Origin of the sequence: Peptostreptococcus porci, from assembly GCF_009695815.1 — a bacterium.
GTDB lineage: Bacteria > Bacillota > Clostridia > Peptostreptococcales > Peptostreptococcaceae > Peptostreptococcus > Peptostreptococcus porci.
The window spans coordinates 95,797-117,934 of record NZ_VUNE01000003.1; the positions used below are offsets into that span (position 1 = coordinate 95,797).

The 22,138-nt window shown below is 30.9% G+C and carries 21 protein-coding genes; 2 read left to right on the forward strand and 19 right to left on the reverse strand.

The window, feature by feature from the left end; genetic code table 11:
• Positions 1-32: 32 nt before the first annotated feature.
• The 7 genes from FYJ71_RS06155 to FYJ71_RS06185 form a co-directional block, all read right to left on the reverse strand.
• Complete coding sequence (locus FYJ71_RS06155; RefSeq protein ID WP_235899089.1) at positions 33-797, reverse strand: formate/nitrite transporter family protein; 765 nt, start codon at positions 795-797, stop codon at positions 33-35.
• Positions 798-924: 127 nt separating this feature from the next.
• A complete protein-coding gene (locus FYJ71_RS06160) occupies positions 925-1,446 on the reverse strand; it encodes an isoprenylcysteine carboxyl methyltransferase family protein (RefSeq protein WP_154537933.1) in 522 nt (173 codons plus the stop codon).
• A gap of 231 nt (positions 1,447-1,677) precedes the next feature.
• Positions 1,678-3,069, reverse strand: a complete 1,392-nt coding sequence (locus FYJ71_RS06165) for an ABC transporter ATP-binding protein (protein WP_321055974.1) — start codon at positions 3,067-3,069, stop codon at positions 1,678-1,680.
• Complete coding sequence (locus tag FYJ71_RS06170) at positions 3,057-3,746, reverse strand: energy-coupling factor transporter transmembrane component T (RefSeq protein ID WP_154537934.1); 690 nt, start codon at positions 3,744-3,746, stop codon at positions 3,057-3,059. Before FYJ71_RS06170 ends, FYJ71_RS06165 begins: the two co-directional genes overlap by 13 nt.
• On the reverse strand, positions 3,746-4,330 hold the full coding sequence (locus tag FYJ71_RS06175) for an MptD family putative ECF transporter S component (protein WP_154537935.1): 585 nt from the start codon (positions 4,328-4,330) through the stop codon (positions 3,746-3,748). The genes FYJ71_RS06170 and FYJ71_RS06175 overlap by 1 nt, the downstream gene beginning before the upstream one ends.
• Positions 4,331-4,348: 18 nt before the next feature.
• Entirely contained in the window at positions 4,349-6,073 is a 1,725-nt protein-coding gene (locus FYJ71_RS06180; protein ID WP_154537936.1) for an ABC transporter ATP-binding protein, read from the reverse strand.
• Positions 6,066-7,838 carry an ABC transporter ATP-binding protein gene (locus tag FYJ71_RS06185; protein ID WP_331468042.1) on the reverse strand — a complete coding sequence of 591 codons (1,773 nt, stop codon included), beginning with the start codon at positions 7,836-7,838 and terminating at the stop codon, positions 6,066-6,068. The genes FYJ71_RS06180 and FYJ71_RS06185 overlap by 8 nt, the downstream gene beginning before the upstream one ends.
• 271 nt (positions 7,839-8,109) lie before the next feature.
• On the opposite strand from FYJ71_RS06185, the gene FYJ71_RS06190 reads away from it, so the two are divergent.
• Positions 8,110-9,096: a helix-turn-helix domain-containing protein gene (locus tag FYJ71_RS06190; protein WP_154537937.1), complete on the forward strand. Its 987-nt coding sequence runs from the start codon at positions 8,110-8,112 to the stop codon at positions 9,094-9,096.
• A 314-nt stretch (positions 9,097-9,410) separates the two neighbouring features.
• On the opposite strand, the gene FYJ71_RS06195 is transcribed toward FYJ71_RS06190, so the two are convergent.
• Together FYJ71_RS06195 and FYJ71_RS06200 are read right to left on the reverse strand one after the other, a co-directional pair.
• A complete protein-coding gene (locus FYJ71_RS06195) occupies positions 9,411-10,643 on the reverse strand; it encodes an acyl-CoA thioesterase/BAAT N-terminal domain-containing protein (RefSeq protein WP_154537938.1) in 1,233 nt (410 codons plus the stop codon).
• Positions 10,633-11,067, reverse strand: coding sequence for a MarR family transcriptional regulator (locus tag FYJ71_RS06200; RefSeq protein WP_154537939.1), 435 nt, complete (start codon positions 11,065-11,067; stop codon positions 10,633-10,635). Before FYJ71_RS06200 ends, FYJ71_RS06195 begins: the two co-directional genes overlap by 11 nt.
• Positions 11,068-11,416: 349 nt before the next feature.
• On the opposite strand from FYJ71_RS06200, the gene FYJ71_RS06205 reads away from it, so the two are divergent.
• Positions 11,417-12,034, forward strand: a complete 618-nt coding sequence (locus FYJ71_RS06205) for a hypothetical protein (RefSeq protein ID WP_154537940.1) — start codon at positions 11,417-11,419, stop codon at positions 12,032-12,034.
• Positions 12,035-12,108: 74 nt separating this feature from the next.
• Here FYJ71_RS06205 and FYJ71_RS06210 read toward each other — a convergent pair whose 3' ends face one another.
• The 10 genes from FYJ71_RS06210 to FYJ71_RS09880 all read right to left on the reverse strand — a co-directional run bounded on the left by FYJ71_RS06210 (position 12,109) and on the right by FYJ71_RS09880 (position 22,068).
• On the reverse strand, positions 12,109-12,972 hold the full coding sequence (locus FYJ71_RS06210) for an aldo/keto reductase (RefSeq protein ID WP_154537941.1): 864 nt from the start codon (positions 12,970-12,972) through the stop codon (positions 12,109-12,111).
• A gap of 28 nt (positions 12,973-13,000) precedes the next feature.
• On the reverse strand, positions 13,001-13,531 hold the full coding sequence (locus tag FYJ71_RS06215; RefSeq protein WP_154537942.1) for a flavodoxin: 531 nt from the start codon (positions 13,529-13,531) through the stop codon (positions 13,001-13,003).
• Between the two features lie 20 nt (positions 13,532-13,551).
• Positions 13,552-13,941: a MerR family transcriptional regulator gene (locus FYJ71_RS06220; RefSeq protein WP_154537943.1), complete on the reverse strand. Its 390-nt coding sequence runs from the start codon at positions 13,939-13,941 to the stop codon at positions 13,552-13,554.
• Positions 13,942-14,134: 193 nt separating this feature from the next.
• Entirely contained in the window at positions 14,135-14,806 is a 672-nt protein-coding gene (locus FYJ71_RS06225) for a DUF4357 domain-containing protein (RefSeq protein ID WP_154537944.1), read from the reverse strand.
• A 294-nt stretch (positions 14,807-15,100) separates the two neighbouring features.
• Positions 15,101-15,706, reverse strand: coding sequence for a protein adenylyltransferase Fic (gene fic / locus FYJ71_RS06235; protein ID WP_154537946.1), 606 nt, complete (start codon positions 15,704-15,706; stop codon positions 15,101-15,103).
• 444 nt (positions 15,707-16,150) lie between these two features.
• Positions 16,151-17,329, reverse strand: coding sequence for a hypothetical protein (locus tag FYJ71_RS06240; protein ID WP_235899090.1), 1,179 nt, complete (start codon positions 17,327-17,329; stop codon positions 16,151-16,153).
• A complete protein-coding gene (locus FYJ71_RS06245) occupies positions 17,304-18,011 on the reverse strand; it encodes a hypothetical protein (protein WP_277087976.1) in 708 nt (235 codons plus the stop codon). Before FYJ71_RS06245 ends, FYJ71_RS06240 begins: the two co-directional genes overlap by 26 nt.
• A gap of 402 nt (positions 18,012-18,413) precedes the next feature.
• The gene (locus tag FYJ71_RS06250; protein WP_154537947.1) at positions 18,414-20,948 is read right to left on the reverse strand and encodes a DEAD/DEAH box helicase; all 2,535 of its coding nucleotides are present in this window, start codon (positions 20,946-20,948) and stop codon (positions 18,414-18,416) included.
• Positions 20,949-20,967: 19 nt separating this feature from the next.
• Entirely contained in the window at positions 20,968-21,882 is a 915-nt protein-coding gene (locus tag FYJ71_RS06255) for a HamA C-terminal domain-containing protein (protein WP_331468043.1), read from the reverse strand.
• Positions 21,883-21,915: 33 nt separating this feature from the next.
• Positions 21,916-22,068, reverse strand: coding sequence for a hypothetical protein (locus tag FYJ71_RS09880; RefSeq protein ID WP_195836911.1), 153 nt, complete (start codon positions 22,066-22,068; stop codon positions 21,916-21,918).
• Positions 22,069-22,138: the final 70 nt, after the last annotated feature.

Sequence of the window (22,138 nt, forward strand, 5' to 3'; positions counted from 1 at the left end):
AATCAAATCGATCACTCTCAGATTAAAAAATCCTACTTCTTCAAAAAATAGAATGTTCCACCCACAAAAATGGCACCTCCAACAACATTTCCAAGAGTTGCAATAATAAGTGCGTATAGTGCTTTACCAATACTGATTGAGGTTATTGATTTTTCTAAAAGAGCAACTGAGAATACAGTCATATTCGCAATGCTATGTTCAAATCCAATTATTACAAACGCAAACAAGCACATAATTGTGAGTAATATTTTTGCACTATCCTCTTTTGCTCTACCTGTTACAACCAATGTCAAGCATACTAGAAAATTACATAATATACCTCTGGCAAATAATTGTACTGGCGGGATAGAAGCTTTTGCCAATGCCATTTTTGCAAAAAATTCCATCAATACCCCTTCAGACACAAGCCCAGTAAGCACAAATATGATAGATAATAAAATAGCTCCTAGAAAATTCCCAAACCAACTTAAACACCAAACAGAAATCATATCCGATGTGCTTATTTTTTTATCTAATTTACCAATGCTCATAACATAGTTACTACCCGTAAACAGCTCTGTATTCGTAAAAATAACCAAAGTAAGAGCGATACAAAAAGTAATAGCCATAACAAGTTTGGCATACAGTGATCCAGCCCCATAAAATAGAGAAGCCGATGCAAATGAAGTCAATACTCCTATACCTATAAAACAACCTGCCAACATTGAAGAGACAAAAAATTTCGCCCTATATTCTCTGCAGGATGTAGCTTTATTTAATGCATTATTGCCTACATTTTCAATCATTTCGTTGTACATAACTACCTCCTTTTTAACAATAATCTTTTCTATTATAACATATTTTTATAATAAATTTCATAAAAAAAGCCATAGACAAGTTCAAACTCGACTTGCCTATGACAACTTAAATCAAAAACTCACAAAATTAATATGTTCCATTTGGTATTATTATTTCGGCTAGAATTTTTTCCTCTTCCTTAATCCTTCTATACAATACAATTGCATATAATGGCATTATGACAATTGCAGTGTACTTTGCATGGCAAAGCAATGCCAAACCAACCAATTCTGGAATGATATTTAAAAAATAATTTGGATGCTTCACAGTTCTAAACAACCAGTGATTATTAAACTTATGATTTTTCACTAGCATCAGCTTTACTGTCCAAATGCCTTCTAAAAGATGGACAACCGTATTTAACATGAATATTGAGAAACCTAACAACACTAATCCAATAATTCCTATCGTGTCTATCTTTGTACCATTAATAAAATGCTCAACTACACATGATGCATAAAACAGAATATGCAAAATAGTAATATATTTTGTATTTTTAACACCGAACTCTTTTCCACCCTCTTGGAGAATTCTCTTTTCATTTGCTCTTGAAATCTTCAAGAAGTACAGTCTAATAATAAAAATTACTGCTACTATTATACCTATCATCGATTACCAACTCCTCTCGAAGATAATTATAATATAAATGGTAAACCATGTCCTGTGAATTAATACAATATTAATATTTCTTTAATATACTTTTAGTATTTTTAGAAAATCTTTATATTTGCAATTTATATAACCCATTTATATTGTCACCTTAATTCTAATTTTACAAGCAATCTTGCATTTGCGATATAGATTCCAATCACAATCACGATAGCATTACTATCATTTTAATCAATAAATGCTGTATTCTTCCATATTCACAACTTCATCGACTGTCATATTTAAAAATTCCTGATCGTGAGAAATAATAAAAACTATATTATCCTTTCTTTTCATTTCCTTTACAATCCTCGAAATTTTGACCATATTTTTATAATCCATTCCACTCGTTGGTTCGTCAAAAAAAATAAGCTTGGATTTTTTACATAAAACAGATGCGATTGCAACCCTTTGTTTTTGTCCTCCAGACAAGCTCATTGGGTGTTTTTCTTTTAGCTCCAATAATCCGAGGCAATTTAATACATTATCAACTTCAGATTGAGTTATACCTGAAGTTCCAAGTATTACTTCTTTCTCTACGGTATTTGAGAAAAGCTGGTGATTAACATCCTGCATAACAAATGCCGATAGCTTTAAGCGCTCTTTTTTAGACAGTCTTTTTCCAAACAGATAAATCTCATCCTTGCATTTTTTCTCCAAGCCGAGAAAACATCGTGCAAATGAAGATTTTCCACACCCATTTTTACCGATAATACCATAAATTTTCCCAAAATCGAAGGAGATGTCCTTCAATTCAAGGCTCCGAAATTGTCCGATTTCAAATGAGAGATTTTTAATCGTTAATTCTTTCTTTTCACTATTTTCCCCCTTACATCTCACATTCAAATTTGTTTTTATTAGAGCACGTATTCCCAATTCTTCAAGCATACCTCCAGACAGACTCAAAAACTCTTCTTTTTCATATTGTTTGATTAGTTCTCCGTTTTTTATTACGAATACACGATCAACTATCCCCATCAGATAATACACTCTATGCTCAGCCAAAATCAATGTAATTCCGAGTTTTTTTAACATACTCAGCATATTACTCAGAACATCAATGTACGTTTCATCTAAATTTGAAGACGGCTCATCCAAGACTATTATTTTGCATCCCGAAATATATGAAGCTGCAACGCACAGAATTTGTTTTTCTCCACCAGAAAGCTTAAAAATACTACGATTCAAGAGATGTTTAATCGGAAAATGTACCAGCATATCGCTCATACGTTCATCCATTTCCTCTCTGGACAGACCTATGTTCTCAAGATAAAATAGTAGCTCCAAAGTTGTATTCACATTGAAAAAGTGAGTCTTTGGATTTTGAAAAACACTTGATATCAGCATTGATATCTGAACAATGTCCATATTATTTACAATTTTATCAAATACTTTAACATCACCTAAAAACTCTGCCCCATCATATTTGGTCGCCAAGCCATTAATAGAGTTAATAATTGAAGACTTACCGCTTCCGCTCTCACCAGTAAATAGTATGCATTCGCCCTCTCTAATTGTACAATTAATTCCTTTCAAAATGGTATCATCACCATATTTAAGGTAAATATTATCTATTTCAACCACATTCTACCTCCAATCACTAAAATCAATATCGTTACAGCGTATACAATGTCAGCTACATTTATAAAAACCTCTGTATAACGCTTTCTTGTAGGATTTGAAATACATCTCGTCTCTGCAGCTCTTGAAATGTCATCGGCTATATTTGAAGAAATAACCAATAATGGCACAAAAACGTACTCCAAATAACGAACCGGATTTTTTGTTTGTATTCCTCTTACTTTCATCGCCCATTTTATGTTTCGCCTTTCCTCTCTAAAGGATGGAAAATATCTAAAAATAATTGCGATTGGAATAGATACACAATTTGGAACCTTAAGCTTGTCCAAAGAAGCCAGTATGCTACCGACATCAGATGTTTTTATTAAAAATTTTCCAGCTATAAAGGGCATATAAAACATCCTTAAAACAAATAAAAGAGAAATAAGCATTTTCAACACTATCGGAAATTTCTCGATTTTCATGAAACTAGGCATAAAAAACAAAACAGAAAAAAATACAATATTTATTACTGCGTCTTTTTTAAGTCCATTCAAATAAAAAAACAAGCTTAATACTATTATTGTCATCCATTCAAAATATGGATCAATAGGGTGTAGCACTGTAAATCCTAAAATCCCCACAACGATAAACTTCGTTATGGGGTTTGGATTTATTTTTCCGTCAAAATAGGTAAACATTATATTATACCTGCTCTTTCAAAGTGTTTTTTTAGCAGGATTTTGCCTAAGTAGCCGCCGACTAGTCCACCTATAATGGCACCTAAATAAACAAACGCCATATTTTGATATGTAATCAGCTTTTCTAATGCTGTCGTATACTCCTTTCCCATTATCATACACATTTCAATATACCTATCCTTTGCCAAAAGCATCTGCATTAGAGATCCGCAAATCCATGTATTAAATATCGCAAAAGATATAAGGTTATATTTCAAGGATTTATAATCACCCATTTTTCTAACAAACTCGGCAACAAGCATTACAATAATAGCATGAACCAATGGCACATATGTGTGTCCCATAGCAACCATAATAATCGGAGAAATCATTCCAAGTATGAAAATTGCTCCTTTCTTTTGAACCTTTGCCATGAAAAGCATAATTACTGTACCTGATATTATTCCTAACAAAGCTGGATATACGAGGAACAGAATTGGAACTACTCCAATCATTCCCACTGAAAACATCACAACAAAATATATTACGCTAAATACCCCAATAGTCACTAGGTCTTTAATTTTTAATGTATTGTACTTCTCCATATCATCCCCCCATTAAAATTACTTTGAAGATCTGTCTAGCATTTTTCTGTATACAGAAGAACGACTCAACAGCTCGTCATCAGATCCAAAATCCTCTATTTTACCTTCTTTTAGAAGAACAATTTTATCTGCATTTCTTATCGTTCTCATTCTATGAGCAATTACGATTACCGTCTTATCCTTGATTAGCTCTGATAATGCTTCTTGAATCAAACTTTCATTCTCAACATCAAGAGATGCAGTAGCTTCATCCATTAAAATAATCGGTGCATCTTTTAACAACGCTCTTGCAATAGATATTCTCTGTCGCTCGCCACCCGAAAGTCGCTCGCCATTTTCCCCGATTATTGTATCAATTCCATCTGGCATTCTCTCTAAGAACTCATTACATCTTGATGCCATAACTGCACGATTAATATCATCCTCTGTCGCATCCTTTTTACCAATTTTTATATTATCCTTGATGCTTGAATTAAATAAAACAACGTCTTGGAAAACAATAGAAAAATTCTTTAGAAGTATCTCTGGATCAACCTTGCTTATATCCTCTCCACCAAGTAAAATTTTACCTTTATCAATATCCCAGAATCTTGCCGCAAGCTTGGCAATGGTACTTTTACCACTACCTGATTCTCCAATCAGTGCTGTTACTTCTCCCTGCTTTGCAGTAAAACTCACTCCATTTATCACTGAATAATCATCATATCCAAAATATACATCCTGAAATTCTATATCATAATTTTTAGGATTCATTTCTGTTTTTCCCTCTTGAATCTGCATGGTTTTAATTTCCTTCATTCGGGCTACGACAGAATCAAGAGTAGAAATCATGGCCATAAATACAATAATTCCCTCAATTGGAAGATAAACGCTCACTGATATCATCAAAAAAATCACATACACAAGTATATTTATTTCTCCGGCAATAAACATATTCGCACCTACAACGGCTACAGACACTATCCCCAATTTCAATAAAATATTTGCAAATCCTGTTGATACACTCGAAACAAACTCCACATTCATTTTTTCTTTGGTAGAATCGGATAATTTCCCATAAAACCTATTAAGCGATTCTTTCTCCAAATTATATGACTTTATTTCCTCAATCTGTTCAATACTCTCTTGCAAATTATCGAATACTTCTCTATTTTTAACTACCCATTTATTCGCAGCTTTTTTTTGCATTCTCTTTGCAGTAAAGGATATAATAAGTGAAATAGGTATTACCCAAAGTGTTGCTACTCCAAGCTTAAAGTTATATGCCAGCAACATTATTGAAATCACGAGGGTTGATATCGTCGTTGCATAGATATGAGGAACAGAATGTGAAAATATCTCCTCATAAAGTGTTATATCACCCATCATTGTTGATGCTATATCTGTCAAATCTCTTTTTCCAAAATATGATAGTGGCAGCTTTTTTAATCTGTTCGCTATATCCACTCTTATATTGGAGCTTTCCATATAGACGTTTGTATACAGTCTAGTATAATCCCATCTAGCAACAATAAACATAACAAGAACCATTGTGACAATTATTACCAAATAGTTATTAAAGGTTAGCTCTCTTGCAGTTTTTATCCCTTCAATACTTCCAAGATATTGACTTAAAAACATAAATGCAATAATGGTTGGAAACAGCTTTGTGAAATTCAATATAGTTCTCGAAAAAATCGCCTTTGAAAGATTATTTGCCCCTTTTTCTGACATAGCATACTTACTCATAAAATATTTATTCATGTTTGCCTCCTATCTTCCAGTTTACAGATCTTTGATATTCATCCCAAAGCTCCTTGTATACACCATTTTTGTCCAATAAACTGCTATGATTTCCTTCTTCAACAATTTTACCGCCTTTTACCACCAAAATTTTATCTGCTTCTATTACAGTGGAAAGTCTATGGGCAATCATAAGAGTCGTCTTGTTTTTTGACAGTCTTTTAAAGGATTCCTGTATAATATGTTCGTTTTCTGGGTCAGCAAATGCAGTAGCCTCATCTAATATCAAAAGCTGTGCATTTTTTAAGAATGCTCTTGCTATAGAAAGTCTTTGAGATTCTCCACCAGAAAAATAAGTTCCCTTTGTGCCATAAACTGTATCAATTCCGTATTTCAGGCTTTCTATAATTTCCTGTGAGCCTGAATTTACAAGAGCATCTTCTATTTCCTCATCTGTTGCGTTAGGATTGCCTATTAAAAGATTCTCTCTAATACTCATCTTGAAAAGTCTTGAATTTTGAAATACAAACGATATTTTATTCATAAGTTCATCTTTTTTGTATTCCTTTATATTAACTCCACCAATAAAAATTTCTCCATCATCAGGATCGTAAAATCTTGCTGCAAGTCTGGCTATAGTCGTTTTGCCTCCGCCAGAAGTTCCGACAAGAGCAACAGTCTCTCCTTTGTTAACTGTAAAGGACACATTATCCAAAACCTTTTCATTTCCATACGAAAACGAAACATTCTTGAACTCAAGACCAACTTCATCGCTTGATTTATTGCCATATTCCATGCTTTCATAATCCAATAAATCATCAATTTTATTTAATGCTGATTCTGCAAAATATGTGTACTGTGCTATTACGGCAGATCTCATGATAAAGGTTCCAAATGCTGGTCCAATCAGAAAATAAATTATAGAGTTTCCCAAAGCCAATCTAATATCACCTCCGTTAGATATCAAGAGAATTGCCACAGGTACCAAAAAGAATGCGGTAGAAGTCGCCAACGCTTCATATAAAGACATCTTGTTTCTATATGCCATCGTCATTTTGAGGCATACCTTGGTAACTTTTTCAATAAGAGCATATAATTTTTCGAAGCTTTCTACACTTTGTGCAAACGCCTTGACTACAGGAATTCCTCTCACATACTCGACAGTTTCAGCCGACAAAGCAGACAACCCACCAAAATATTCGTCTTTCAACTGTTTCATTTCTTTTGTCATCATTGTACTCATAAGTACTATTCCGACCAGAACTGGAATTAGACTCGCTATACCGAGCCTCCAATCAAAAACTAAAAAGAAAATAAGAAGCACAATTGGTGTAACCACAGTCATTGCCATATCTGGTAACTGATGCGCCAAAAAAGAGTGCGTCTCAGCTGCTCCACTAACTATCACATTTCTAATTTTGCCACTCTCTTTATTCACGAAATATCCAAGAGGTTTGTTTATCAATCTCTCTACATTGATTTTTATGATATTATCTTCAACCTCAAACGCAAATTTATGCGATACCATCAGAGCCCCCAAATATAAAATTAGACCAACCACAGCAAATCCTGCCCCGATAGTTGCATTTTCTTTAATAAAATCAATATCCAATTCACGCCTCAAGATTATACTGCTTATTATCCTGTGAATAAATATCATCGGCATCAGAAGCATAATTCCAGAAATGGCTGATAATCCCATTGCAATATAAAGCATAAATCCTTTTTCACCGGAATAATACATCAATCTCTTTAAAACCGGCACTTTTTTATCTTTTCCCTTCAATTCCACACACTCCTTTTTTATATTTTTTAAAACGAAAGAAATAATATCCTTATTAGACTAAACATTGTAAAATAAAGATTTTCATTCTCATTTAATATATGTTTTATTGTATCATTTTTAATAATATGTTACAATTAATGAAAGCAAAGTCGGTCCAATAGGGATAATGTCTAATCGGGATAATTAGAAAATGTGGAAATATAATAAGGATAAATATTAATAATATAGAAACAAATAAAAAAATTGATATAAATAGAATAAGGAGAAAGGTATGAACAGCTATTATGAATTTGTAAAAAATTATTTAGGAGTTAATGAATGTGAAAAAAGTATTAAATATTGCGATATCGGGCATACATTTTGTATCTCCAATGATACAATGGAAGGAATATATTGGTTTTACGAAACAGAAAATTTCATTGTCAACATTCATGATTTTTTTATAAAAAAAGAGATGCTAAACTCTAACTACTCTAACTTGAATAAATTCATTTCTTTTTGTAGTTCTTACATCATAACTGCTAATGGAGAAAGCTTCAATCCCTACCAAACACTTTCGTCCAATTCACTTTATATCTTGGATGTAGATAATTTGGACAAAAACTACCGCTTTTTACTTCATGCTAATTCTCTGTATCTGAGTGTGGGTATTAATTTCAAAAAACAAATGGTAGATAATTACCTAACTTCGATAAAAAGAGAAAAAAATGTGTCATATTCTGATATTTTTTTAAATACTAATGCCTTTATAACAAATTCCATAGAGCCTCTTGCAAAGGATATATTGAGTTGCAAAATGAAATCTCCTGCAGCAAATATATTCTTTGATGCCAAGGCAAAAGAATGGATTAGCATTATTATCGATGCTTTCTTAAATAAAAAAGAGCTAAGTATATCCATTGAAGACGACAAGGCTTTGGAAAATGTTGCAAACTACCTCGATGATCATTATGCATTGGATGTATCTCAGGAAATACTGGAAAGCATTTCAATGATGAGCGGAACAAAGCTAAAGAAATTATTTAAGCAAAAATACCAATCAAGCATTACAGAATACACTCAGAGAAGACGTGTAAATATTGCAGAAACTTTGATTCTCAATTCTTCATTGAAAATACGAGATATTTCAGAAGCAGTCGGATATTCTTCACATAGCAAGTTCAGTGCTTGCTTTAAAAAATACAAGGGTGTCTATCCTAGTGAGATTAAAAAAAATGTAAAAAAAATATCCTCTCCTTGCAAATGCAAGGAGAAATAAAAGAAAAAATCATATGCCCATAAAAACAGAAAAACATTATTTTTTTTATTTTGTGTGTGGATTTATTTCTTCAAACTAGTCTTCTATGGATTTTTTTAGAAAAATCTTGCCAAGATTAGCTTATTCTACTGGGAAACACGCTTCTTTGTTTATTTAATTTTTGTATGTAGTATTTAAATCTTCTATAACGTTTGTTATATATGCTATCTTAACATCGGAAGAAAACTTAAAGATATGATATTGGTTCAGCCTATATAACACAAATATAGATGATTTGATATATAAAGTTAAACCAGTTTACAAACCTATCTTTATTATATGTTTTTTAAATGATTAATAAACCAAGATAGAGTGTTCTCCCACGACAATACAGCCTCATCATATATTTTGTCTGTTTTATATCTTTTATAGCGCGGATTTGGCAAATAGGAAATAGTGTTCATATGCCCTAACTCTGTTGTTAGTACAATACTCTTTTCATATGATTTTGCTTTTGCCATAATGTTAATTGATGCACTATAAGAATCCCATATCTCATCTTTCGTTGAAGCGATTAGTAAAAGAGGACATGTAACATTCTCTATGTCCATAACTCCAAAATCATCAATACTTGATTTCTTAATCAGCCTATTTATAATAAACTCCTTTATTTTAAATGGCTTATAAGAGATCTCTTTTTCACTATATGTCCAAGAAGAATGTTTAGAATTTCTTTTCCTTCTCAGTCCTTCATAAACTCTATCACTTGGAGAATTTAAAACAGCACATTTAATGCCACCATATCTAGTTAGAAACAATAGACTATATTCTGCACCTTTTGATCTACCATAAATTCCAATCTTTGTTGAATCAACAAAAGTCAATTTTTGCAGATACTTGAGTGCTTCTTCAAGGTTTTCAAGTGGTATTCTATCTAAACTTGATTTTTGGTTATTCATTCCGAAATAACTAATAGCTAGTGTCACAAAACCCTGATTTGATAACATCATTGCAATATTTTGTGCTTTTTCAATTCCTCCTTCACTACCAGATAATACTATAATAGCTGGCTTTTTATTTTTGTCCTCATCATAAAACAATCTTCCTTGCCAACCATCTCTCAGTATATCATAGTAATTTATATTATATTTTTTATAGAATCTATTAAAAGTTGTTTTAGCAAGTAACTTTCCATTCGATAAAACTGAAATTCTAAAACTTACAACATCATTTAAGGGTAAATTTTTAAGTTCACTAATATGCTTTTTATTAACTATAGTTACAGCCTTGAGAGATTCAAACAGTCCCATAGCTCTAATACCTTCATAATCCCCACCCTTAGATGGCGAGTTTTTAAGAGATACTATTCCATTTGAATCGCTAAGAAAAATAGCTTCAGATTGCCATAATGTGTTCTCTGACCAATTCATAGGAGCATTAATATTATAAAAACAATTTGTTTCTAAAATAACTTTGATTTCTTCGAATTTTTTTAATTCCTGGATGCGTATATTCATCTTCGAATCCATCATTTTATTAGTATCTTCAATTATAATTTTACATCTCATCGCAAGCCTCCCAAGTGTCTATGATATCGGACATTAGTTCACTCAATTGTTCGAAAAAAACACAATCATATTTTTTAAAAATTATTCTCAAATCATTTTCTATTTTTTTATGTTCTTCATCATGTTTAATACATACTATTTTTCCTTTAGATGTTAACTCAAGCACAAAACTTTTCATGTTGACCTTTTTCTTTTTGACACAATCTTTTTTTTCTAGCAGATTAACTAATTGTGTGATAGCACTTCGACTTACATTCAGTTTTCTAGCATATTCAATAAGAGTGTAATTTGGGTTTTGCTCAGCTAATTTCAATAAATGTACCTCTGATAAATTCAAATCAAAAATTCTATGTTGTTTGTGTTCCAGACCGAGATATGCTTTTATGAGGTTTTGAAAATCGTATAAAATTTTTTCATAGTTCATTTGATCACTCCCTTTATGTTAATATGCTTAACAAAATATCATATTCATAAAAAATTGTCAACTATATACTCTTAAACTATGATTTATAAATTGTAGTGCTACACATTAATATGAGAAAAAATTGAAAAAAGAGAGTATCAAATTAGGCAGTTTTTCAATCAATTTTCTATATATGTTTGCAAATATTTTGAAAAATGATTTTTTTATGGTATTATTAATATTAAGAATGAAACAACACTATTAAGTTGGTTATTTTTATTATTAAGATCATTAACCCTAATTCTTACACAGAATGTTTTTTATTTTATTATTACTAACAATTTTATTGTTTTGAAAGGATGATTTTATTATGGAAGAAATATTGCTTTCAGTAAAAAATATACTAAAAGACGAAGAAGAAATTCTCTCAGCTCACGTATCTTCAAATGAAAATACCTCCTATATATCTATTTTTAAAAAAATTGACTTATTCCTTACCATAAGAATCAGTAACCACAAAAAAATAAATTCATATTATAGCAACAAATCTTTTAATCCTTTAGACAATAATCTTTTGCAAAAAATTGGAACATATCTAAATGATTCGTCATGGTATAAATTTAATTATAAAGATTATTTTACAATCAAATTATTGGGCGAACTTAAAAAAAGAAAAAAAGCTATTTATATAGATAATACGATGAATATTTTTTATAATTCTTCTACAAAATTGGTTTTTTATATGTATGCACATAGTGGTAGAAACAAAAAGGATATGTATTTACTTGATGATTCTTTTCAATCTTCATTAAGGAAACTTTATGCTGAGGGTATAATAAACAATTATAAGATTAGTGACGAGGAAATATCAATCCACGTAACAAAACTTGGCAATAGACTAGTTGAGAAATTTGAAGATAAATATCAACAACAATTTGAAAATGATATATCAAGAATTAAATTTTATAAAGTAGAATTTCCTATATAGAGAAAGGCTGGTTTTCCACCAGCCTTACAAATAAAGTCTTAATTTTTAAACTGTCAAATTAAATTGGCAGTTATCTATAGCTTCCCACCGAAAACAGGGAAAAATCCATGTTCACCATAATCCTTTATAGTTTCAATACTCTTTAATATTTCCATATCTTCTTCTGATATTTCAAATTCTACGTTAGCATTATTCTCCATATGCTTAGGATTTGCCGTTTTAGGAAGAGTAATCATCCCAAGCTGCAAATCATATCTAATACAAAGCTGTGGTATCGAAACTCCATACTTCTCAGCCATGTCAGCAATTTTTTTGTTCTTTAGTGCCTCGCCATGAGCTACTGGAGAATATGCTTCCATGACAATCCCCTTATTTTGACAATATTCAATCAAATCCATAGGTGTATTAGAAATATGGCAAAGCACCTGATTTACCATTGGTTTTATTTCTGCCACATCCCACAGATTATCAATATCCTCTTTTAAAAAGTTAGAAACTCCAATTGCTCTAATCTTTCCTTCCTTATAGGCATCGGTCAATGCTCTCCAAGCCTCTCTATTTCCAGTAATATATCTATCATTTGACTGATTTACTTCCGTCCATGGTTGTGGACTATGTATAATCATCATATCAATATAATCCAATCCCATTTTATTAAGTGTATCTTCTATCCCCTTCATTGCTGAGTCATAATCCTTGTGCTCAGCTGCTACTTTTGAAGTTATAAAAATTTCCTCTCTGGCGATTCCTGACTTTCTAATACCTTCTCCCACACCACGCTCGTTACCATAAGCCTGTGCTGTATCAATGTGTCTATATCCGATTTCAATTGCCGAGCAAACGGCATCGGATACAGCTTTATCATCAATCAACCAAGTACCAAGAGCAAGCTGCGGAACCTCCACACCATTTGATAGCCTTACTTTTTCATTAAACATTTTTGGTCCCTCCATTTCTTTGTTTAAATTATCTTGTTTTTTTATTCTCATTAAGTTTAAGCCAATTTTCGATTTCTTTATCTGAATTTTCGACTTCACTTCCAATTAATGATAGTCCCTTTTCCACCTTTGAATTTGGACATAACTTCCTTATGTCGTTTTCACTAATACCCATTCCACTTCCTTCATTTGTACAGATTGGAAGTATAGTCTTTCCAGAAAAATCAAATGCATCTAAAAATGTAAATACCGCCATCGGCATAGTTCCCCAATAATTCGGATATGCAAGTATCAGAGTATCATATTCATCAACGCTATCTGGAATTGAAACAAGCTCAGGTCTTTTATCTTCAAATTTGTGAATCTTGGCCTCTTCAATACAGGCTTTATATTCCTTTGAATAGGGTGTCTTCATTTCAATTTTAAATATATCAGCCTCCATCATTTCAGCTATTTTATTTACAACAATTTCCGTATTTCCAACTTCAATATATCTTATTGCTCCACCAAAGTAATTCTCATCTGCTCTTGAAAAATAAGCAATTAATTTTTTTGTCATATAAAACACCTCCTCTGGCATTATTTAGCGTTTTTAGGATCCCACACAAGAATACCTGTTTTTACTGCGTCCTCGTATCTCGATATCTTGTAATTTAATCTATCCATAGTGGACTGAAACTTATCAAGCTGTTTTTGTACTTCCACCCTTGCCTCAACAAGAAGATTCTTTCTTGCTTCTATAGTTGAATCTCCCAATTGAAATAATCTTACATACTCTATAAGCATTTCTATTGGTACACCAGCACTTCTCATGCAAACGGCATTTTCCACCCAGTTGATATCTTCCTCAGAAAAATCACGTATACCGCCCTTTGTCCTTCTAACTTCTGGAATAACGCCAACACGCTCATAATATCTCAATGTATCTGGTGTGATTCCAAATTTTTCACAAACCTCTTTTATCGTCATATATGTTCACCTTCCAAAAATAATATTATTTTTTGCTAATTCGAATCTTATGCACTAATTATACTCCTTGGAGTGAACTCTAAGTCAATATGTTTTTTTGATATTTTTGTTTTTTGCATGAAAAAAGCACTTTAAAAAATCGTTAAAGTGCTTAATTTAGGGCTTTTGTGCACCCCCTTTATCAAATTTATATTTATTTATCTCTGTATATTTCTATTGGATTACCATTTGAATCCTTCCATTCCAACCATCCATTATTTGATTTCCCAATAACTACCCAGCCTGCACTGGATGGATTCATACACACAAGATCTTCCTGTAATATATTATTTTTTATTTTCGCATTTCTTCTTACAGATGGAATATATCCTTTACCTGTATTTCCACATTTACTTCCTCTTTTCAACGTAAAGATTCCGTCTTTAACAATAGCATTTCCATTTACCCTACCAAATCCTCTTATGTTACGTCTTAAAACATATTCTCCATCTGGTATAAATCCATCACAAGTTTTGAGTTTGATTTCCTCTGTAGATTCTTTAAATACTTCTTTTTTACTCTTATCTTTTGGATAAACTTGATTTCCGTCTAATGATGCTAGCAAAGATTTTGCTATTTCAATATCTAGTGCAAACAATTCTGTGTTTGAAATTCTGCTTTTGCTAAAAATATCGTGAATAAGTTTTTCTTTTTCATCATAACCTTCCACCTCAATCGCAAACACTCTTTTTAATCCTGTAATATTCGCATATCCATTGCTTTCTAAAAATCTCATTCTGTTTTCAAATTGATCATTCCCAGTTTTCCCAATTTTTATAAGACCAGAAACGACAGTATCCATTAAATATATTATTCCTCTTGCCATAACAACTCCTACTGAATATTTTTGATTATGAATATATATTTATAACTTACATTATATATTAAATTATACTTTTTTTCTTTTAACTTCTCAATTGATTCTATAACATTACTTGCTATTAATCAGTCCGTAGATGTTGTGATGTCTTGAACATCTTGGCACTTCTATATTGAGCTTCTCGTACACATCTGTTTACAGACTTCTGAAAGAATTTTGTATGTAATTTTTATCATCAGTAATGATATAATTTCGGTTAGAAGCACCATTTCTCCTACACACATACCGATCGATGCAAAATTACAAATCACTGGTCTTAAATGTAAAATAGCCTTCATAATAATAGCTGTGATCAATGCCTTTCATATAAATTTCACGATCATTGATTTTTTCCGTCAGTGCTTGCTTTAATATATATTTAATTTCAATATCTTTAACAGGACTTCGTTCCATAGCAGAAAGGTAGTCCTCTTTATCTACACTACTCCAATCTACTACTCGATCTAGTTCCTTTTTTAAAATCAAATCAAGCCAAATTCTTATACTTCTGCCATTTCCCTCTCGAAAAGGATGTGCAACATTCATTTCCACATATTTTTCTATAATTTCATCATATGTTGACTGTGGCATTTTTTCGATATTTTCAATAGCTGCTCGCAAATACATAACCGGAGCAAAACGGAAATTACCTTTTGCAATATTAACAGTTCTTATTTCTCCAGCAAAATCATAAATCGACTCGAACAAGTATTTGTGTATTTCAGCAAGTGATTTAAAAGTTCCAGGTTTAAGATTATTCAAATATCCACTTTCAAAAAGTTCTATTGCTCTTTTCTTACTTATTTTCTCTTCAATCTTGGCTAATTCCACCGAATCAATAATACCAAGTTTATTCTCTAATGTCATAGTAATCCCCCTTTCTATAAATTTTATGATATATGATAAACAATAATTTAGAACAACAAACAACAGCTCTTTATAAGGATTGTTTTTTTATTTCACTCCATTTTCAATAAAACTATTACTTTCTTTTCGGTATCGTTCAAACCGACAAAATATTCTGATCAATAACACTGTCAAAATCAAAAATAAAAGTCTTTTCTTGGTCGAATTAAGATACTATTTATTTTGCAGTTGTGTATCGTTTACTCATCACAATGCGCCTATAATAAAATAATTATATCATGTTTACAATATTTATAAAATATGAACCGATATTATATATTGTCATATTTTGATATTTCAATCCACAAAAAAAGGGTTGTATTATATTTATTTTCTACCTTTGAAAAAAAGCAAATATTCTTAACTCATCTGTTCAAGATAGCCTAAATTAAGATTATTTTTTTATTATATTCCGCTCATCATATCAAGTATATAATCAATCCATAATTTATTCTCAATATTCCTCTTTTCATCTACATTGCAAACGGTTATATTATTTGTTTTTTCTATTATTAGTCGTTCTATGGTTTCTTCTTTTGAGGTGTTTCTACCTATTATTATTACTTTTTTATCATCATCATTAACCAATGTTCTTATAATACCGTTAATATGCTCATCGTCTTTATTAAATCCGAATCCTACTATAACAATATAATCGACTTCTTTCCAGTCTCTATATAAATCTACATATTCACAAGATTTGAAAATAGAAGTCATAGGTTTTGTTCCACTTTGAGTAAACAGTAATGGAACAATAAATTTGCCGTCCATATTCTCTTTTGTATCTATTTTGTTTAAATGTGGATCATACCATTGAGCTACGGAACCATTTAAATAAGTAATCTCTTCATTAAGTTTTTCTATAATTATCTTGTTATAATTTGTTGTAGCAATCTTAGCGACTTTTAGCTTTAATTTATCAATACTATCCTTCAAATCATCATAATATCCTGTATTAGCTATACTAGATGGAAGATTCTGCTTTATATAATTTTTGACAGTCAATAAAAATATAGATATCTTACAAAACTTTGCCCATTCATTTTTAGGACAATACAAATAATGCCAATTGGAATCAATTAAAGATTTATAATCTAATACCGATGAAAAAATATCTTCTAGTATACATTTTGCAAAATATACTATTTTTGACTGATCATCTAAAGAATCTATATTTTCACTTTTAAAATTGTCGTATAAATACTCTACTCCAATCACACCTGCAGATTGATAATTTAACCTTAGCACTTCTCCTATATCATCAAGTAAATCAATATCTTCATCTTTTTTATCAAATATATTATCATTAATATTTTTCACAAGGCATGATCCTAATGCTCCGATTTGTAACTGTAAAATTGATACGATAATCTTTTTGAGTTCAAATTGCAAATCATCTCTCAAATTTTTATTCTTATATATTAATAAAAGAGCAGAAAAGTAATGACTTTTGAATATCTCATTTCCTCTATTTAATGCATTATTAAAAGATATAACAGAACTAAGTTGACAATTACTAACTTGTCTATTTAATAAGTTTATAAGTTCATTTATATTTTCAAAAAGCATTCCATAAAAATACAAAAATAAATACACACCCCCATGCATTACTTGTAAATTCTTTTGCCAAAAGCATTCCATATATAATTATAAAAATGCTAATCATCTCAATTATCCCTTCAAATGAAACACCAACAACCCCATGAATTAATATGCACATAACAGAACAAAAAATCGCTCCCCAATTTAGCCATCTGTAATTTGTTGGGTATCGTCTGTTTATCTTTTCGCTTATTACTACATAATTAAAGCCCTCAAAAAATCCCCAAGCAGTCGCTGTAATGAGCATACCGATTACATTTATAGGGAAATCACTTGCCAGAACTTCTTTTGTTGTTAAAACGGTCTGAAACGGTAGATAGCTATTGCTCTGACCTAGAGTATAAGAAAATATTATATTGGGGATAAAGCACAGAACACAAAATAGTATAGACAAAAACATCCCCTTCATCTTTAATCCATAGGAAATGAAGTGCTCTTTTCTTAAAATGGAAACAATTGTAATTCCAAACCCTGCAAGTCCATACTGAAAAAATGCAGCCAACAAAACACGAGATAAAATAGGAAATTCATCGTTTTTTATGATTCCATAAATCTCTTTTTGAAATACAATAAATATCCCAAGGATTATGAATGAAACAATCATAATAATCCAAAGGTCTATATCAAGCCTCTTTTGGTTTTCATCTAGTTTTATTTTATCCACTCTATAATTTCCTCCAAATTATTACTCTAAATTATCTTCCATAAATTCCGGTTTGTCACCCACTATTTTCACAAAAGCCTCCCACCAAAACGATGGAAGGCTTTCTAAACAATTCACCTAAATTCAACAACTCCCTTTGGAACTCACTTTTTCAATTTTTTAGTATCAAAACAGTATCACCCAAGAGTTTTTTACACTGTTCAATCGCTAAAACTCACTGTTTTCAAGAGTTTGTAACAGTAACATTTTGCTTCTGTTATTCCCACTCGATATGTCCATTGATGTCATTTTGTATAAATAGCATAAAATCAAGGTTTTTATTATTGGATTTAGCCTCATTATCTGTTTTATTTCTGTTTATTAGATTTTTTGCAAGCATTTTGCAAGCACAAAACCATTTTATCATTTTATAAAATTCAACTGAACCTGTATCCAATACGGGAAACTATCATAATTTTGTTTAATTATTTCTCTTATGTTTTCTTCTAACAATTCACTTTTTTCATTTTCTTTAAAATCCGAAAAAATTTCTTCAAACAAATAAAGTGATGTCTCACGTGGGATTCCCATTTCAATCATCGTTCTTGTAATACTATCAATTGCACCTGATTGCATACAAACCAAAAAACAACTATCTGGATTTTTTATATCATATATGGGTTTTAATAACAAAGGCAGGTTAAAAGATATTGTTTGTTGCAATAACTCAATCGTTTCATCAATTTTTTCTGAACCTCCATCACCTTTATATCTATCAGTCTTAAATATCTCACATAGCTTTGTTCCATTAGCCCACTGCAAACCAAGAGAAACCATTATACTTCTTTTCTGCCCGCTCTGGTATTCAGAAGGTATATATTTTTTATACATAAATGCTGTTTCTTCTTTATCTCTCAGCCATTTAAGTATTTTGTCTATTTTATTTTTTGCACCTTTTTCATACGGTGTCTGAGGAACAATTAAATCAAAATCTGTATAAATTTTTTCTAAAACAAACGGATCCCAATATCGATTTTTGTAACAAACTTGCTTTGGTATAGTTAAGTTTTCAAGTTTCAAGATTATTGCAGCAACCTGTTTTTGTGTGAGTTTTATTCCTACATTATCCATTCTATATTTTGAATCTTTGCCATATCTTAAAATTGACTGTCTTATATACGATATTATATATCCATACTTTTTCATGGTTTCATCCACAACTTTATCATTCTTAAGAGCATCTTCAATTTCCCATTTATACTCTTGAAATTTTTGTTCATAACCAGTCAATAGTTCTTTACTCTCATCCTCAAATAATTCTATTTGCTCATAACCTTCTGTTTCTGCGAATGCATCCTCGTCCATTACAAAAGTTCTTCCCACATAATCTTTTAATAATCTGCCCGCTCTACCACGAAGATTAGCCATTTCATAATTCGTTAATTCTACCGCCTCTGAAGTTTTCTTAACATATAAATGTGGATTCCTAATAAATATATTTTGTGCAGGCAAATTTACCCCTTGAAGCAACGTAGTAGTGCATACAATATTAGATACATTTTTATTCGCTATGGCCACCTCCAAAGTTCTTCTCACATGCAAAGGTAATTTCCCATGGTGATATGCAACACCCTTCATAAGTGTTTCGCATAAAGAATAATTTTCACTTACAGAATTCCGATAGTACTCTACTAAGTCTGAATTAGATTGTGTTACAGGAAACTCTAACGTTACCGCTATTTTTCTTGCAGTGGATGATGTCGGCGCAAAAATAATATTTTGTGAATTCCTGCCAATTTTATCTACAATACAACCCAAATATTCCAAATAATCATTAGTATATATCTTCTTGCCATAGCACTTTATAAGATTAGTATTTTCAATCCCTATTACTAATGGATTTTTAGTAAGAATACAGTACTGTTTTAAAAAATATCTTTTATCTTTTTTCTTTATACTGTACGTCAAATTTAAAACTGGACTAATATTCGTCGTATGCTCAATAGTCTCAATACCGAAAATATGCTCTCCTACCTTGTCAATTTCTTCTATCCTAGGACCAGAAATAATAATTTTGTCAACATTATCCTTGTATCTAAATTCTACTAATGTATCAAACAATATTTTCGCTCGTTGATCAGAGTCTTCTTCAATCCTTTCTATATTTTGAATTTCATCTGCCACAAGTATCAGTTTTTTTGAAAAAGCCTCATCAAAATTATCAAATGCTGCAATGGCTTTTTCTTGTGTCATTACATAGATAGTTTTTCTATCTTTTACTTGCTTTCCATCAAAAGAATTAGTAATCCAATAATTATCGACACCATTAGCTTTTAATTCACGATTAAAGTCTTCCATAACTTGATTAAGTAGACTCAATGTAGGAACAATGTATACAATATCAATATTTTCACTTCGCAATCTATTTACTATTTTTAATAGAATTACAAAAGATTTTCCTGCAGAAGTTGGTGCAGAAATCCCTAAAATCTTATTATTGTCCATACTATCCCAAATTTTCTTTTGAAAATTTGTTAACAAATACTTCCGATTACCTATATTTACCTCATTATTTAACTGATTTATTGTTGTTGTTATCTCATCAATATAACTGTCTAATACAGTAAATTTACAATTAGTTCTATCAAAATTCTCATCACATATAATAGCTGAGGTTGGATAACCTATTCTGGATAAAAATTTTACAATAATTTTTCTCAAATCATATTCTTCAAAATTAATATGTTCCCACATTAGACCAATAACAGTAATAATATAATTAACATCGGGAGAAGCAACCATAATAGATTCATAATCCAAACATCTAACAGAGTTATATATTAATGCTTCATTATAACTAACTACTCTATCAGCATTTATCAGTCCCATTTTATGAGCAACTGAAGTAAGCTCAATATTTAACCATTGTTCAAGAATATCATTCTTTAGTTGCTTCATTAATTTGTTCCCCCTTTCTCTATATTAATTTCTGAAATTTTTCGGCTAATTCTTTTAAATCCCAAACTGGAAACACTATGTAAGTGATTCTCGACAATATTGGATTTTTACTCATATCAATCTTATTATTGTCATAATTTCTATATCTATCTTCAATTATTTTTTTTATATTATTTCTAATAGTATTCTCATCGATTTTATCAATTATGGATAATTCATTATAGGTCACTATACTCACCAGTTGAATTTCTACAGATTTTAAAGTATTATTCAAATATTTTTCAGCAACCACATTCATTTCATCATCTAAAAAATCTTCATGTATATACAATCCAAGCTCTGATCTATGATTATTATACGTATTCAATATACTATCTAACGCATCAGAAAAAGCTTCATTAAATTTATATTTTGATGTATATGTTTTAGCTTCTCCTAATATAATTATATTTTTATCATTTTCTATTTTAAAATGTATTGCATCAGCACCAAATCTTTCATGATCAGAAGATGTAGCTATATTCATTTTTCTAAGTAAAGGAACTGCTTTCATGCACTTTTGAATAAAATGATAAAGTAACAATTCTCCCATTTGACCCTGAATCAAAACATTCTCACTATTTTTATTGGCTCTGAACTTATTTTTGGCTTTTCTGCCGATATATTGCGAAGCTGCTGCTTCAGACTTTCCGTTGTTAACCAATTTTTTCTTAATTTCTTCATATTTTTCTGAACTATAAATCCAATCAACAATGGTGTCAGATAATTCTTCAACAAATTCATCTCTAAGCTCTTGCATATCTTGGTACTCTATATATGCGCCAATATGTTCTTTGTTATTTGGAATAATATCATACTGTTGGACAACAACGCCAATCATATTGAATAAAGAATCATTTTGTATTAACCTTTTTAATATATCCTTTTCCTCCAAAATTAACATCCTCCTTTAATGGTGCACAAAAATTTATACTTTATACTCCCCAGTAGCCTCTTTTATCATCCCAGCATGCCAATCTACAGTCTCTAGTGGCATTTCATGGCATTTGTCAAACACTTCATATAGATACTTGTATTTGACCTTGTTTTTAATTATCTTCTTAAGCGAATCTGCGTCCATTATACAATCTTCATTCCTGTGATAGTTTCTTCATCGCTAGCATATAGCATTATCTTTCTATATCTTAAAT

Bases quoted from the DNA above. Each gene is read 5' to 3' on its own strand.
- FYJ71_RS06160 (WP_154537933.1), bottom strand. From the start codon at position 1,446: ATGATAGGTATAATAGTAGCAGTAATTTTTATTATTAGACTGTACTTC.
- FYJ71_RS06180 (WP_154537936.1), bottom strand. From the start codon at position 6,073: ATGAATAAATATTTTATGAGTAAGTATGCTATGTCAGAAAAAGGGGCA.
- FYJ71_RS06190 (WP_154537937.1), top strand. From the start codon at position 8,110: ATGAACAGCTATTATGAATTTGTAAAAAATTATTTAGGAGTTAATGAA.
- FYJ71_RS09880 (WP_195836911.1), bottom strand. From the start codon at position 22,068: ATGGACGCAGATTCGCTTAAGAAGATAATTAAAAACAAGGTCAAATAC.
- FYJ71_RS06155 (WP_235899089.1), bottom strand. From the start codon at position 797: ATGTACAACGAAATGATTGAAAATGTAGGCAATAATGCATTAAATAAA.
- FYJ71_RS06220 (WP_154537943.1), bottom strand. From the start codon at position 13,941: ATGACGATAAAAGAGGTTTGTGAAAAATTTGGAATCACACCAGATACA.
- fic (WP_154537946.1), bottom strand. From the start codon at position 15,706: ATGACATTAGAGAATAAACTTGGTATTATTGATTCGGTGGAATTAGCC.
- FYJ71_RS06175 (WP_154537935.1), bottom strand. From the start codon at position 4,330: ATGGAGAAGTACAATACATTAAAAATTAAAGACCTAGTGACTATTGGG.
- FYJ71_RS06195 (WP_154537938.1), bottom strand. From the start codon at position 10,643: ATGAGATGTAAAATTATAATTGAAGATACTAATAAAATGATGGATTCG.
- FYJ71_RS06225 (WP_154537944.1), bottom strand. From the start codon at position 14,806: ATGGCAAGAGGAATAATATATTTAATGGATACTGTCGTTTCTGGTCTT.
- FYJ71_RS06200 (WP_154537939.1), bottom strand. From the start codon at position 11,067: ATGAACTATGAAAAAATTTTATACGATTTTCAAAACCTCATAAAAGCA.
- FYJ71_RS06170 (WP_154537934.1), bottom strand. From the start codon at position 3,746: ATGTTTACCTATTTTGACGGAAAAATAAATCCAAACCCCATAACGAAG.
- FYJ71_RS06250 (WP_154537947.1), bottom strand. From the start codon at position 20,948: ATGAAGCAACTAAAGAATGATATTCTTGAACAATGGTTAAATATTGAG.
- FYJ71_RS06210 (WP_154537941.1), bottom strand. From the start codon at position 12,972: ATGTTTAATGAAAAAGTAAGGCTATCAAATGGTGTGGAGGTTCCGCAG.
- FYJ71_RS06205 (WP_154537940.1), top strand. From the start codon at position 11,417: ATGGAAGAAATATTGCTTTCAGTAAAAAATATACTAAAAGACGAAGAA.
- FYJ71_RS06215 (WP_154537942.1), bottom strand. From the start codon at position 13,531: ATGACAAAAAAATTAATTGCTTATTTTTCAAGAGCAGATGAGAATTAC.